General features: G+C 67.5%; 16 protein-coding genes. 7 read left to right on the top strand and 9 right to left on the bottom strand.

What is annotated here, in order from left to right; all coding sequences use genetic code 11:
• Window positions 1–141 precede the first annotated feature (141 nt).
• Window positions 142–573, top strand: a complete 432-nt coding sequence (locus tag AC3WTC_RS06415; RefSeq protein WP_492711096.1) for an HVO_A0114 family putative DNA-binding protein — start codon at window positions 142–144, stop codon at window positions 571–573.
• Window positions 574–1,040: 467 nt separating this feature from the next.
• Complete coding sequence (locus AC3WTC_RS06410; protein ID WP_492711094.1) at window positions 1,041–1,409, top strand: hypothetical protein; 369 nt, start codon at window positions 1,041–1,043, stop codon at window positions 1,407–1,409.
• Window positions 1,410–1,439: 30 nt separating this feature from the next.
• Here AC3WTC_RS06410 and AC3WTC_RS06405 read toward each other — a convergent pair whose 3' ends face one another.
• The gene (locus tag AC3WTC_RS06405) at window positions 1,440–2,117 is read right to left on the bottom strand and encodes a hypothetical protein (RefSeq protein WP_309909232.1); all 678 of its coding nucleotides are present in this window, start codon (window positions 2,115–2,117) and stop codon (window positions 1,440–1,442) included.
• 108 nt (window positions 2,118–2,225) lie between these two features.
• Here AC3WTC_RS06405 and AC3WTC_RS06400 point away from each other — a divergent pair, with 108 nt between their 5' ends.
• A complete protein-coding gene (locus AC3WTC_RS06400; RefSeq protein WP_354275538.1) occupies window positions 2,226–2,702 on the top strand; it encodes a YybH family protein in 477 nt (158 codons plus the stop codon).
• Window positions 2,703–2,799: 97 nt separating this feature from the next.
• On the opposite strand, the gene AC3WTC_RS06395 is transcribed toward AC3WTC_RS06400, so the two are convergent.
• The 5 genes from AC3WTC_RS06395 to AC3WTC_RS06375 form a co-directional block, all read right to left on the bottom strand.
• The gene (locus AC3WTC_RS06395; RefSeq protein WP_492711091.1) at window positions 2,800–3,825 is read right to left on the bottom strand and encodes an NAD(P)H-dependent glycerol-3-phosphate dehydrogenase; all 1,026 of its coding nucleotides are present in this window, start codon (window positions 3,823–3,825) and stop codon (window positions 2,800–2,802) included.
• 20 nt (window positions 3,826–3,845) lie between these two features.
• The gene (gene secB / locus AC3WTC_RS06390) at window positions 3,846–4,364 is read right to left on the bottom strand and encodes a protein-export chaperone SecB (RefSeq protein ID WP_025875931.1); all 519 of its coding nucleotides are present in this window, start codon (window positions 4,362–4,364) and stop codon (window positions 3,846–3,848) included.
• Window positions 4,365–4,463: 99 nt separating this feature from the next.
• The gene (locus AC3WTC_RS06385) at window positions 4,464–4,901 is read right to left on the bottom strand and encodes a rhodanese-like domain-containing protein (RefSeq protein ID WP_025875933.1); all 438 of its coding nucleotides are present in this window, start codon (window positions 4,899–4,901) and stop codon (window positions 4,464–4,466) included.
• A 57-nt stretch (window positions 4,902–4,958) separates the two neighbouring features.
• Complete coding sequence (locus tag AC3WTC_RS06380) at window positions 4,959–5,390, bottom strand: hypothetical protein (protein WP_032978037.1); 432 nt, start codon at window positions 5,388–5,390, stop codon at window positions 4,959–4,961.
• Between the two features lie 32 nt (window positions 5,391–5,422).
• Window positions 5,423–5,890: a YiiD C-terminal domain-containing protein gene (locus AC3WTC_RS06375; protein WP_032951885.1), complete on the bottom strand. Its 468-nt coding sequence runs from the start codon at window positions 5,888–5,890 to the stop codon at window positions 5,423–5,425.
• A 33-nt stretch (window positions 5,891–5,923) separates the two neighbouring features.
• Here AC3WTC_RS06375 and AC3WTC_RS06370 point away from each other — a divergent pair, with 33 nt between their 5' ends.
• The 3 genes from AC3WTC_RS06370 (at window position 5,924) to AC3WTC_RS06360 (ending at window position 9,111) form a co-directional block, all read left to right on the top strand.
• On the top strand, window positions 5,924–6,712 hold the full coding sequence (locus AC3WTC_RS06370) for a uroporphyrinogen-III synthase (protein WP_099786287.1): 789 nt from the start codon (window positions 5,924–5,926) through the stop codon (window positions 6,710–6,712).
• A 104-nt stretch (window positions 6,713–6,816) separates the two neighbouring features.
• Complete coding sequence (locus tag AC3WTC_RS06365; RefSeq protein ID WP_059063155.1) at window positions 6,817–7,797, top strand: uroporphyrinogen-III C-methyltransferase; 981 nt, start codon at window positions 6,817–6,819, stop codon at window positions 7,795–7,797.
• A gap of 6 nt (window positions 7,798–7,803) precedes the next feature.
• A complete protein-coding gene (locus AC3WTC_RS06360; protein ID WP_492711087.1) occupies window positions 7,804–9,111 on the top strand; it encodes a heme biosynthesis HemY N-terminal domain-containing protein in 1,308 nt (435 codons plus the stop codon).
• 154 nt (window positions 9,112–9,265) lie between these two features.
• Here the strand turns inward: AC3WTC_RS06360 and AC3WTC_RS06355 are convergent, their stop codons facing one another.
• Entirely contained in the window at window positions 9,266–10,561 is a 1,296-nt protein-coding gene (locus AC3WTC_RS06355; protein ID WP_088100805.1) for an acetyl-CoA C-acetyltransferase, read from the bottom strand.
• Between the two features lie 93 nt (window positions 10,562–10,654).
• On the opposite strand from AC3WTC_RS06355, the gene AC3WTC_RS06350 reads away from it, so the two are divergent.
• Complete coding sequence (locus AC3WTC_RS06350; protein WP_093820883.1) at window positions 10,655–11,542, top strand: hypothetical protein; 888 nt, start codon at window positions 10,655–10,657, stop codon at window positions 11,540–11,542.
• Between the two features lie 115 nt (window positions 11,543–11,657).
• On the opposite strand, the gene AC3WTC_RS06345 is transcribed toward AC3WTC_RS06350, so the two are convergent.
• Window positions 11,658–12,290, bottom strand: coding sequence for a superoxide dismutase family protein (locus AC3WTC_RS06345; protein ID WP_301867359.1), 633 nt, complete (start codon window positions 12,288–12,290; stop codon window positions 11,658–11,660).
• Window positions 12,291–12,323: 33 nt separating this feature from the next.
• A complete protein-coding gene (locus AC3WTC_RS06340; protein WP_492711084.1) occupies window positions 12,324–12,893 on the bottom strand; it encodes a superoxide dismutase family protein in 570 nt (189 codons plus the stop codon).
• Between the last annotated feature and the right edge of the window lie 40 nt (window positions 12,894–12,933).

Below are 12,933 nucleotides of genomic sequence, written 5' to 3'. Positions count from 1 at the left end.
TTGTTCTTCCAAGGATAAGGTCGCCAGTCTGCCGGCAGGCTCGGGTCCCCGCCTGCCCCGAACGGGTGAGGCAAGCGTGATCGTGAGCCTCGTGCGGCTGCTGCTGGCCGGAAGCTGACACAGCCTTCGGTTGCGCCATCCATGCGCCGTTTGTTCAATCCAGCGCGTGCTCGGCCAGACATGATCTGTCGGTCCCAATGCAATCCCGCACCGATGACAGATTCCGATACGTGCCGTTCGCCAGTCCAAAGTACCTTCCGACGTTGTGTCATCGGCGGAGAACGAAAGGACAGATCGGCACCGCCGCAGGTTACGGAGGGGGCGATAGCCTTCTCCACCCTGTCTTCCCTGGCCGCAGTACTGAGTGATGAGAACCGCCGGCTGTTGCGACTGCTGCGCGAACTTCAACCCAGGTCGCTCACCGAACTGTCCGAGCACTGCGGGCGCAAGGTTCCAAGCCTTTCTCGTACCCTTCGGATGATGGAAGGCTATGGGCTGGTTGAACTGAAGCGGGTCGGGGCGTCTGTGGTGCCATCTGCCATGGCCACGCGCTTTCTCATAGAGCTCGACTAGCCCCACGCTGTATCGCCGCATCGCGGAGTTCTGTCGCTATTGCCTCGCTGACGTGTCAGCACACTACGCTGGCAATCACGACCCATGTCGCATATTCCTCTATCGCTTAGGGCCCTTGCGCCATCGGCGTCTGGGGCGGCTTAACAGCATGCAAGAATGCCGAAAGCGTCTTGCATCAAGCGTTGAATGCAACTTGTCTGATTGGCGTTGCGCAGCCACAGAGGTACAGATGACGGGCCATCGAAAAAGGATGGCCGGGCCTCGAAGACCCGTGCGCTTGTTTGATTACGCTTGCCAGCCGGCGTCACCCCGCGTGACGCCGGCTGGCAATCCGTCTGCCGGCTATGGCGGGCGGAGCGTGGAGGCCCTGTGCCTGCCGGCTTCAACAAGCGCCCGGTTTTCGAGCCACGTCTCCGCCCGCCACCTTTGTGTGGCGGTTACCGTCTGTCCTGCACGGAGCCTCAGCCATGACCACACCGGAATTCCCCCGTCTTCACCCCTATCGCGCTGAGGACGATGCGTCATCAGAACAAGCATCTGCGATCGATCCCAGAGCTTTCATCGCCACGCTGACGCGGATTGGAAAAGGCACAGCCGCTGACGGCCAGCCGTGGCCGGAGCGTCATCAGATGCCCGGCCGCCGCATGGCGCTGGCCGATGCGGACTGCGCACTGGCGGGCCTGCGCATCGCGCTGGAAATGCTGCTGGCGGCCGAGCGCGTCCGCCAGAACGGACCGGACGACGAATACGTGGGCGATCGGGTGATGGAGGGTTTGATGATGGCGTGCCTGGCGCTGACCGCGCAGGTCAGCGCGCGGATGCGGCCTGAGGCGTAACGCCGGAGAATCTTCCGGCGTTACCGCCGGTCATTCGCAGGAATCGCCTTCTTCCTTCAACATCGCCTCGTCCACCGGCCGCTCGCGCTCGATGAGGGCGCGCTGCTCCGCGTTCGGCTCGCCCAGCCACCACACGTTGCAGCGGGCGGTAAGGCGGCCGACCATCTTCGAGTGCGTCGGCGAATACAGCATCGCCAGCGCGGTGGTCGAGCACTGGTGTGCCTGACAGGCGGTGTAAAGCCACCACGGCTCGCCCTGCAGCACCATCAGTTCGCCAGGACCGCTGGGACCGCTCAGCAGGCGTTCGCGCAGCGAGGGGACGTTCTTGTCGGGCGATTCGGCCGCCGCAGTGTTCTTCATCAGGGCGTCGAACGCGGCCAGCACCTTCGGGTCCTTGCGGCCGCAGTCGTCCACGGTGTTGCCGCCGACCAGGGTGAAGAAATAAGTCGCCAGCGGATTGTCCGCGCAGGTGAGTTCGGCGCCGGGGGTCTCACCTTCCGGCTCGCCTTCGTTGTCCCACACCGACGGGTCCACGCCGTCTTCGACGGAAGGTGCGTGCTCGACCACCGTGGTCGTGGCGGCGGGGGCTTCCGTCGGCGCAGCAGTAGCGGCGGGTGCAGCTGCGGTGCCTGCTTCCGGTGTCGCTGCCTGCGTGCACGCAGCCAGCAACGCGACCAGCCCTGCCATTCCCATCATTCGAGACGTCATTCCCTGTCCTGTGTCCATTCGCCCAGCCGGCGACCGCGTGATTCTACCCGCCAGCCAAGGTGGATACTCTGGCAATCACGCCTTCCATCACCGCCAGGATGCAGACGTATGTGCCATTCAAGACTTGCCGTGTTTCTCATCAGTGGCCTGTTGCTGGCCGGGCCTGTTGTTGCGCAGGAGCCCACCGCATCCTCGCCCGCCGCACGTCTTGCCGATGTCCCCCTGCCCGCCACGCTGGATCGCGTGCTGCGCGATTACGAACAGGCGTGGCGCACCGGTGATGCGAAGGCGTTGGCGAGGTTGTTTACCGAGGATGGTTTCATCCTGCAGAGCAACCAGCCGCCCGTGCGCGGGCGCGCGGCGATCGAGGCAGCGTATGCCGGCCAGGGAAGCAGCCCGTTGCGGCTGCGTGCGCTGGCCTATGCCGCAGAGGAATCCACCGGTTACATCATTGGTGCCTACACCTACGGCAGCAACGTAGGCGATACCGGGAAGTTCACGCTGACGTTGAAGCGGGTGGCGGGTGGGCCGTGGATGATTTTTTCGGACATGGACAACACCAACACGCCGCCGCGGTCGCGGTGATGGGCGCTGCGGGTTCCGCAGTAGATCCACGCCATGCGTGGATGGGTTTCGCGCACGCACAAAAAAAAAACCCCGGCACTGGGCCGGGGTTTTCGATTCACTTGAACAGCGTATCCGGATACTCCGGCTTCTGTTCGCGTGCCAACAGCGCACGCAATCCTTCTTCCGGGGTCTGCTCGCCATGCAGCACGGCGCGCACGCGGTCGGAGATGGGCAGGTCGATGCCATGACGGCGCGCCTGTCGCATCACTTCGTCGGCGGTCTGCACCGACTCGACCACCTGGCCGATTTCGCGGATGGCGTCCTGCAGCGTCTGCCCGCGGCCCAGGGCCAGGCCCAGGCGGCGGTTGCGCGACAGGTCGCCGGTGCAGGTCAGCACCAGGTCGCCCAGCCCCGCCAGGCCCATCAGCGTTTCCGGCTTGGCGCCGATCTCTGCCGCCAGACGCAGCATCTCGTTGAGGCCACGGGTGATCAGGCCGGCACGGGCGTTCAGGCCCAGCTGCATGCCATCGGCGACGCCGGTGGCCACGGCCAGCACGTTCTTCATCGCACCGCCCAGCTCGGCACCGACCATGTCGTCGCCGGTGTAGGCGCGGAACGCCGGACCGTGCATCGCCTCGGCCACCGTCTGCGCGAACTCGGGCACGTCGCCGTGCACGGTGATCGCGGTCGGCAGGCCCAGGGTGACTTCCTTGGCGAACGACGGCCCGGTGACAACGGCCAGCGGCACGTCCTCGCCCAGCACTTCGCGCGCTACTTCATGCAGGAAGCGGCCAGAGCCGGGCTCGAAGCCCTTGGTGGCCCAGGCCACACCGGCACCGGCCGGACGCAGCGGCGCCAGCGCGCGCACGGTTTCACCGAATGCATGCGACGGGGTCACCACCAGGATCCAGGCCGCACCTTCCACCGCCGACGCGAGGTCGGTGGTGGCGCGCAGCGATTCCGGCAACGGAATGCCCGGCAGGTAACGCGGATTCTCGTGGCGCTGGTCGATGGCCTCGACCACGGCAGCATCGCGCCCCCACAGCACGGTCTGGCGACCGTGGCGGGCGAGCAGCGTCGCCAGCGCGGTTCCCCAGGAACCGGCGCCGAGTACGGCAATCTTGTCAGCGGTAGTGCTCATCCGTGACGTCGCGGCCGGGATCAGGCGTTGCCGGCCGGCTCGGAGTCAGCCAGCGACGGTGCGTCGCCCTGCTCCTGGCGCTGGCGCAGGGTTTCTGCGTACAGGCCTTCGAAGTTGATCGGCTGCAGGAAGAACGGCGGGAAGCCGCCGGCCTGGATCAGGTCGCTGACCAGCTGGCGCACGTACGGGAACAGGATGTTCGGGCACTGGGTGCCGAGCAGCACGTCGATCGACTGCGGGTCCAGGCCGACCAGGCCGAACACGCCAGCCTGCTTCACTTCGGCCACGTACGCGGTGCGCTCGCCGGCCTGGCAGGTCAGGGTCACGGCCAGCACGACTTCAAAGGCATTCTCGCCCAGACGCTGGACCTGCTGGTTCAGGTTGAGCTGCAGTTCCGGCTGCACCTGGTCGTTGAAGATCGACGGGGCATTCGGCGACTCGAAGGAAACGTCCTTGACGTAGATCTTCTCGACGGTGAACGCGGGGCCGGTGGCGGCATCGACCGGCGCGACAGCGCCGTTGGTGGTCTCTTCGGACATTTCCAGTAACTCCAGTGAATGCAATGAAAACGATGGTCGAATTACTGCGATGGGGGCGGCGGAGGGCGCAAACAAGGCCACATCCGCCACCGCCTGCGATCAGTTGCGGCCCTTGACCAGCGGCAGTTCTGCCTGCTGCCACGCGGGGATGCCGCCGTCGAGCACGAAGACCTTCTCGAAGCCGGCCTTCTTCAGCGCCTTGGCGGCGGTCTCGGACGCGTTGCCGCTGCGGCACACCAGCACCACCGGGGCCTGCTTGGCGTTGGCCACCAGCTTGTGCTCGGGGCCGAACGCGCTGGCCTGGGCACTGCGGCTGCCGGCGATGTGGCCCTTTTCGAAATCAGCGCTGGGCGACAGATCAACCACCACCGTGCCGCCCGCGTTGATCAGCTGGGTCAGTTCGGCGGGCTTGATGCCCTTGAAGCCCCGGAACAGGCGGCGGATTTCGGTGACGATGAGGGCCACGGTCAGGCCGACCAGGGCCGCGGACAGCATCGGGTTTCGGCCTGCGAAGGCCAGCAACTCTTCGTAATTCACTCAGGTCACGGGTCGATTAAGCGGGCGCCGATTGTCGCACAAGCCGGACGCGACCCGTCACTGCCCCTGCCAGAGGTCCGGCAGGCCCGCGCTTTGCCACCAGCGCTTGGCTTCCGGATCCCAGCGCCAGCGCTCGGTCACCACCACGGTGCGCTCGGCCTGGGTGTTCTGGTTGATCACCCCGATTTCGACCCGGCGCTCGACCTGGCCGCCGTCCAGCGATGCGCTGCTGCGCTCGCGGTAGGACGACACGCGCAGCTGCGCATAGCGGTTGAGTTCGAACTCGGTCGGCGGCTTGGACTTGCGCAGCTGCGGGTCCAGATAGGCAATGGCGTCGTCCATGCTGCCCCAGCGGATGGTGGCACCGTAGGCGATCTGGGTCTCTTCCAGCAGCTTGCGCTGCTTGCGGCTGAGGTCGTCGGCGGCAGCGCCGGCGGCGGCGCTGAGCAGCAGCAGGGAACACAGGAGGATCTGGATGAGGCGGCGCATCGGTGGGTTCCGCAGGGCGTCAGCCTGCCATCCTACCCTTTGGCGAAGGCAACGAAGCGACCGCTGAATTCGGCCGCGGCCTTGCCGTCGGCACCGGGCTGGGTGGCGACAATGCTGATGCGGGCCTTGCCGCGCTGGCGGAAGGTGGCCAGGAAGGTCTCCCAGGCGCCGCTTCCAGCCGCTTCGGCATGGGCATGCAGGTCTTCATAGACCGGTGCCAGGTAGCGCAGGTTGCTGTCGGCCACGTAGACCTCGGCGTCGTGGCCGGCCAGGCGCAGGCGCAGGCTGACCAGCGCCCAGCCGGACAGGGTCAGCACCGAGGCCAGGCTGCCACCGAACGCATTGCCCTTGTCATTGACGTTGGCCACCAGCGGCGCGGTGATACGCAGCACGCCGTCGGCATAGCCATCCAGGCGGATCTGCATCGCGCGGACCGCCGGCATGCAGTCCAGCACGTCCTGCAGGGCAGCCAGCGAAGAGGTCAGGGCATCAACAGCCATCAGCAGCAACCACGACAACGAAGGGCCCGCATAATGACGGTAATGGCCAACCATACGATACCCACTGGCTGGACCCTGATCTCGCTGCGCCCGCAGGGCCAGCAGGCGGCGCTGCGCCACGCCGCAGCAGGGCTGGGAGGCCGTACCGTCGCGCTTTCGCCCTGGCGGCTGCAGCGTCTGCAGGGCAGCGCCGCGCGCCAGCAACTGCAACGGGCGCTGACCAGCGATCGGGTGGTGTTCACCAGCCCGGCAGCCGTGGCCGCAGCGGCCAGCCTGCTACCGCTGGCGACGGCGCAGCGCAGCCCGTGGCTGACGGTGGGCGAAGGCACCGCGCGTGCCCTGCTGGCCCATGGCGTCGCTGACGTCCATGCGCCCCAGCGGATGGACAGCGAGGGCCTGCTGGCGATGCCGGTGCTGGGCGATGTGCGGGGCATGCAGATCGGGCTGGTGACCGCACCGGGAGGCCGGGGCCTGATTGCCGCTGAGTTGCAGGCCGCGGGCGCGCAGATCACCCGCGCCGATGTCTACCGACGGCTGCCGCTGCGCTTGTCACGGCGCATGCTGGCGCGTTTGGCCCGTTCTCCCACGCCTTGGCTGCTGGCCATCAGCAGTGGCGAGGCATTGCAGCGTTTCTGGCAGCAGCTGCCTGCGCACTGGCAGCAGCGGCTGCGGGCGAACGCGATCGCGCTGGTGGCCAGCGACCGGCTGGGCGCGCAGGCGCAGGCCCTGGGGCTAACCCGGGTGGTGCGCAGCGAGGGCCCTACCAGCGTTCAGTTGATGGCCGCTGCACACACTGCGCTCACCGGCCCGGCAGCGACCTGAACAGGCGCCCGGCAGCGGCTTGCCGGTGTCGTCGGCAACAGTGATGCTGTGCACAACGCTGCCTGCCGGATCTGTTCCGGCATTGCCGCCGACAAGGAAGCCCGATGAACGACACTCTGCCGCCCGCTCCATCGCCCCATCGCCCCATGCGCTGGCTGCTGCCGCTTGCCGTGCTGGCGGTGCTGGGCGCGGGCGGCTATGCCGGCTACCACTATTGGCAGAAGCAGCAGAGCGACCAGCTGGCGCAGGCGCAGACCACCGCCGTGCAGCTGAAGGGGCTGGAGGCTACGGTCGAGGCCCTGCGCCGCGACCAGCGTGCTGCCAGCCAGCGCTTGCAGGATGCGGCCACCACCAACCGGGTGCTGCGCGACGAAGTGCTGGGCCTGTCGCAACGCAGTGCCCTGCTGGAAGAAAACCTGGCCAAGCTGGCCGACAGCGCCAACCAGGGCCGCCAGGCGGTGCAGCGCGATGAGGCCGAACTGCTGCTGACCCAGGCCGCACAGCGGCTGGCCTTCGCCGATGACGTGGAAGGCTCACGCCGGCTGTATGCGCTGGCCGCCACTGCATTGGCCGATCTGCCCGACAGCGACGGCCTGAACCTGCGCCAGGCACTGGTGCAGGAACGCAACGCGCTGGATGCGTTGGGCGCTGGCCCGCGCGTGCTGTCACTGCAACGCCTGGACGCGCTGGGCAAGGCCCTGCAGGGCCTGCCTTCGCAGATCGCGCAGACGCCGGCCAACAACACCGCAAAACCGTGGTGGCAGGCCGCGCTGGCGCCCTTCGTGGATATCACCCCGAGCCGCCTGAACGGCCCGCTGACGTCGGCCGAGCGCGCCACCATCGATACGGCGCTGCAGCTGGAACTGACCCTGGCCCGCGCAGCGATCGAGCGCGGCGACGGCAAAGGCCGCGATGCCGCGCTGAACAGAATCGATCTCTGGGCGCAGCGGCGCTGGCCGGATTCACCGGACCTGCGCGCGCAACGTGCTGAACTCCATGCCCTGCGCTCGCTGCCATTGCAGGCCGATGACACCGTGCTTGGCAGCACCCTGCAACAACTGCGTACCCAGACCGACCGGAGGTAAGCCCGTATGAAACCCCTGCAATCACTGGTCGTGCTGTTGCTGGCCGTGGCCATTGGCGTAGTTGCCGCGCAATGGCTCGGCACCGATGACCTGAACCGCTACGGCGAAGTGACCCTGCGCTATGGCGGCTACGACTACCACAGCAACCTGCCGAAGGTAGCGCTGCTGTCGGTGATCGGCGTGCTGGTGCTGTGGCTGCTGTGGAGCCTGATCGCCGCACCGTTCCGTGCCTGGGGCCGCTACCGCCGCAAGCAGGGCCGGGTGCGCCTGATCGATGGTCTGCTGGCCTATGAGCATGGCCAGTGGCAGCGCGCCGAGAAGCTGCTGGATGGCGCCGCCAAGGATCCGGAAGTGAGCGGGGTTGCCCTGGCCAATGCCGTGCGCAGCGCGCAGGTGCGGGCCGATGCCCCCGCTGCCGAGGCGCTGCTGCAGCGCCTGGGCGAAAGCGATGCGACCTTGCAGGCACTGCTGCGTGCCGAGCAGCTGTTGGCCAACGATCTGCCGGTGGATGCGATCAACGCATTGGATGTGGCAGCGATCCAGCCGCTGCCGCCGCGTGGTCTGTGGCTGCGTACCGAAGCGCTGGCACGTGCTGGCCGCGCGCACGAGGCTTACGGCCAGCTGGGCGCGCTGCGCCAGACCAAGGTGCTGCCGGCCGAGGCCAGCAGCGAGCTGGAAGCACGCCTGGCCGCGCAGGCACTGCTGGAAGCGGGCGACGTCAACGCCCTAGCTGCGCAGTGGGAAGCCACGCCGAAGGCGCTGCGACCGACCCCGGACGTAGTTGCCTCCTACGCCACCCGTGCAGTTGCACTGGACTGGGACGAACCGGCACTGCTGGCGCTTGAGCAGGCGCTGGACCACCGCTGGGATGACGAACTGGTGGCCGTGTATGGCCGTCTGCCGGCCGAACGTCTGGCCACGCGCCAGGCCAACCTGCAGCGCTGGCGCAACGTGCACGACGACTCGGCCGCCCTGCGCCTGGCCCAGGGCCGCATCGCGCTGGCGCAGCAACAATGGGACGCGGCCGATGCGTTCCTGCATGAAGCCATCGCCGCGGGTGCCGGCGCCCCTGCGTGGGAAGCGCTGGGCGAAGCCTTCGCGCAACGTGGCGAACACGTGCTGGCCGCGCAGTGCCTGGCCAACGCGCTGCGCCTGCAGCGAGGCGAAGACAGCGTGGCGCTGGTGCGTGCACCGGCAGCGGTGGTTGACCCGCCGCTGCATGCGACCGTCGAGGAGCAGTCGATTGCACCGCTGCCGCCGGTGTACGACGCCAATGAGGAGCGCGACGCGTTCGACAACCCGCGGATGCCGTGACCCTGGCTGAAGGTGTGCCGACCAACGGTCGGCACCCACCAGAGGATGCAATCTCGGTACCCACCGGAGGATGCAATCAACGAAAACGCCGCCCATCGGGCGGCGTTTTCAATTCCAACGTTGCCGGCCAGCGGCCGGCACTACCGCGTGGCGTTCAACGTTCGACGATCGCCACCACGCCCATGCCGCCGGCGGTGCAGATCGACACCAGCGCACGGCCACCGCCGCGCTCGGCCAACTGCTTGGCCGCCGTGGCGATCACGCGTGCACCGGTGGCGGCGAACGGGTGACCGGTGGCCAGCGACGAACCCAGCAGGTTGATCTTGTCCGGGTCGATGCGACCCATCGGCGCATCCAGGCCGAGGCGGTTGCGGCAGTAATCCTCGCTCTCCCACGCACGCAGGGTGCACAGCACCTGTGCGGCGAAGGCTTCGTGGATCTCGTAGATGTCGAAGTCCTGCAGGGTCAGGCCGTTGCGCTTGAGCATCTCCGGCACGGCCACGGTCGGCGCCATCAACAGGCCTTCGCCGTGCACGAAATCGACGGCCGACACGTGTGCGTCGCGCAGGTAGGCCTGCGGCTCGTGGCCATGCGCGCGTGCCCACTCTTCGCTGGCCAGCAGCACGGCGGCGGCGCCATCGGTCAGCGGGGTGGAATTGGCAGCGGTCAGGGTGCCGCGGCCGGACACCTTGTCGAAGGCCGGCTTCAGCGTCGCCAGCTTTTCCAGCGAGGTGTCGGCGCGCAGGATGTTGTCGCGCTCGACGCCGCGGAACGGTGCGATCAGGTCATTGAAGAAGCCGCGCTCATAGGCTGCGGCCAGCTTCTTGTGCGAAGACACCGCCCACTCGTCCTGCGAGTCGCGCGAGATGTTCCACTCCTTGGCCATGTCCTCGCAGTGGTCGCCCATGCTCTTGCCGGTACGCGGCTCGGCCACGCCCGGAAACTCCGGCTTGAGCTCGGCGAACTTGAAGCCGGAGGTCAGTGCGCGGATCTTGTCGCCGGTGCTCTTGGCACGGTTGGCCGCCAGCAGGCGCGCACGCAGCTTCTTGCCGTACACGATCGGCACGTCGGAGGTGGTGTCCGAACCACCGCCGATGCCGGACTCGATCTGGCCCAGGGCGATCTTGTTGGCAACGGTGATGATGCTGTCCAGCGAGGTGCCGCAGGCGCGCTGCAGGGTGATGCCGGGGGTCAACGGCGACAGGCCCGAGGACAGCGTGGCTTCGCGGCCCAGGTTCCAGTCGCTGGAGTGCTTGATGACCGCACCCATCGCCACTTCGCCCAGCTGCTGGCCGTGCAGGCCGAAGCGCTCGACCAGCGCTCCCAGCGTACGCACCGACATGCCGAGGTTGCCGACATCCGAATACGCGGTGTTCTGCCGGCAGAACGGAATGCGGACGCCACCGAGGATGGCGACGGGACGAGCGTTGGGCATGGAGATACCTGGCATGGATGAGGGTGTCTGCAACATGGCCTGCACGACAGAGCAGGCATAATGGGGCCAAGTGTAGCTGCCGCCCTGTGATGGGCCAACCGTGGAACCATGAGCAAACCCGACCCTGCGATGAATGCCCTTGGCGTGCTGGCCCTGGAACTGGCCGGCGGCGAAATCCCCCGCCAGGCGGTGCTCAGCGCTGAACAGGCCGGTGAACTGGCCGAACGCGTCGGCCGCGACCTGTCAAAGCTGGTGCCACAGGTGGCCGAGCTGGACCTGGTGTTCGCCGCCGCCCATTTCGATCCGGCCGAAGTGCTTCGCCCCGGCTGGCCGATCCATCGCCGCCTGGAAGAACTGCAGATGCGCGCGCCCGGTAGCAACCAGGGCCCGCGCGTGCTGGCCTTCGGCGCCGATGCCAGCGGTGATGTGCCGCTGCCTTTCCAAGCCGACGCAAGCCTGGTTGGTGGTGGCCTGCGGGTGGTGCCGTTCCTGCTGACCGGTACCGACGTGGCCACCACGACAGCCGTGGCCGATGCCCTGGAAGAGGTGCTGCTGGCCAATGGCATGGCCCATGCCGATACCGCGCTGATGGCACAGAACACGTTCGGTGCACGCGTGGAGCACGCACGCTATTTCACCGTGAACGATCTGGCCGCGATGATGTCGATGCAGTACGACAACCAGGGACTGGCCGCGCTGTGGCCGCTGATTGAAACCGCGATCATGGCCCCGGGCCAGGACGAGTGGCTGAGTGACGCGCCCGAGCCGTTGCTGCGCTATACGCAGGGCGAAGCGCGCATGGCGCTGTTCGACCCTGCCGGCTGGTGCGCGCATTACAACCACGGCAAGGGCGACTGCGAGCGCCTGCAGGGCATCTACGAGCAGTTCCTGATGCGCCAGCGGCAGATGGCCGCGGTGCTGGAAGCGCACGGTGTGCCGGTGCTGTTCGTGCATTGCGAAGCCGGCCAGGACGCGCGCGAACTGCTGGCGCGCTGACGACCAGGTAATGCCGCCGGGCATGGCCCGGCGCTACCCACGGAATACGGTAGCGCCGGGCCATGCCCGGCGGATCAACTGAAAAACGCCGGCTTGCGCCGGCGTTTTCGTTTTCTTACGGTGCCTTGTTGATTACCGCGCACGCCAGTCGCGCACCGGCGTTGCCGGTCGGCTGGGTCTTGTAGTCGTCCGCGTCGGCGTGGACGATCAGGCCGCGGCCGATGATGTCGAAATCATCACCCTTGCCGATGTTGACGTTGCTCGACACCGGACCATCAATGGTGGCTACGCCCTTGTCGTCGGCCTTGATGTTGGGCATGTCGCCACCGTGGTGCGGATCAGTGGCCACGTTGCCGTGGTCCTGCTTGCCCGGATTGAAGTGGCCGCCGGCGCTCATGCCGTCCGGCGCGCTGCAGTCACCCTTCTCGTGGATGTGGAAGCCGTGCTCGCTGCCCGGCTTCAGGCCACTGATCTGGCCGGACGCATGCACCTTGCCGTCGACCAGCTTGAAGGTGATCGACCCCTTGGTTTCATTGCCCTGGGTCGGTGCCAGTTCGGCAGTGGCCGAGGCATCGGTTGCCGGGGCCGCTGCGGTAGCCGGTGCAGTGGCCGGGTCGGCCGGCGCTGCCGAACCTTCAGCCGGGGTGGTGGCCGGGGCTTCGGCTGCCGGTGCTGCCGGCTGCTGGTTGCAGGCGGCAAGGCCCAGTGCAGCGATGGCCGCGAACAGCGAAGTGTGGATCAGACGCATGGAAACTCTCCTTGGGAAATGCCGGTGGTGTGATCAGCGGGTTACCCGGATCACGCCGCAGGCGATGCGGACGCCGGCATTGCCGGCGGGCTGGCTGCGATAGTCGTCGGCCCTGGCATGCACGACCAGTGCACGCCCGGCGATATCCGTGGCGGCGCCTCCGCCCAGGGTAACGCTCTTCAGGTGCACATCGATGTTGGCGCGGCCCTGCGCGTCTGCCTGCAGGTTGTCGATGTCACCGAGGTGGTGCTTGCCGCTGCCGGCACGACCGTGCGCGACGCCGGCGGGATTGAAGTGGTTGCCGGCGCTGCTGGCGTCCACCGCGCTGCAGTCACCGCGCTCGTGGATGTGGAAGCCGGCCTGCTGCATCGGCTGCAGGCCGCCGACCAGGCCGGTCAAGTGCACGCCACCGCTTTCGGTCTTCAACACCAGACGGCCGCTGACGATGCTGGCCGAGGCTGGCGCCAGGTTGGCTTCGGCGAGCTGGGCCACGGGCGTGGTAACCACCGGCGGCGGCGTGGGCTGCGGCTTCTTCGGTGCGCTGCCACAGGCAGACAGGAGCACGGCAGCGGACAGCGGCAGAAGGGCGAAGGACAAACGCATCGAGGACTCCTTGCAGGTAACACTACGGACGGCATCGTCC

The organism is Stenotrophomonas sp. FW305-C-20-S1 (genome assembly GCF_058783335.1).
The sequence above is the reverse complement of the archived record's forward strand: the minus strand, read 5'-3'. Positions and strand labels throughout refer to the sequence as shown.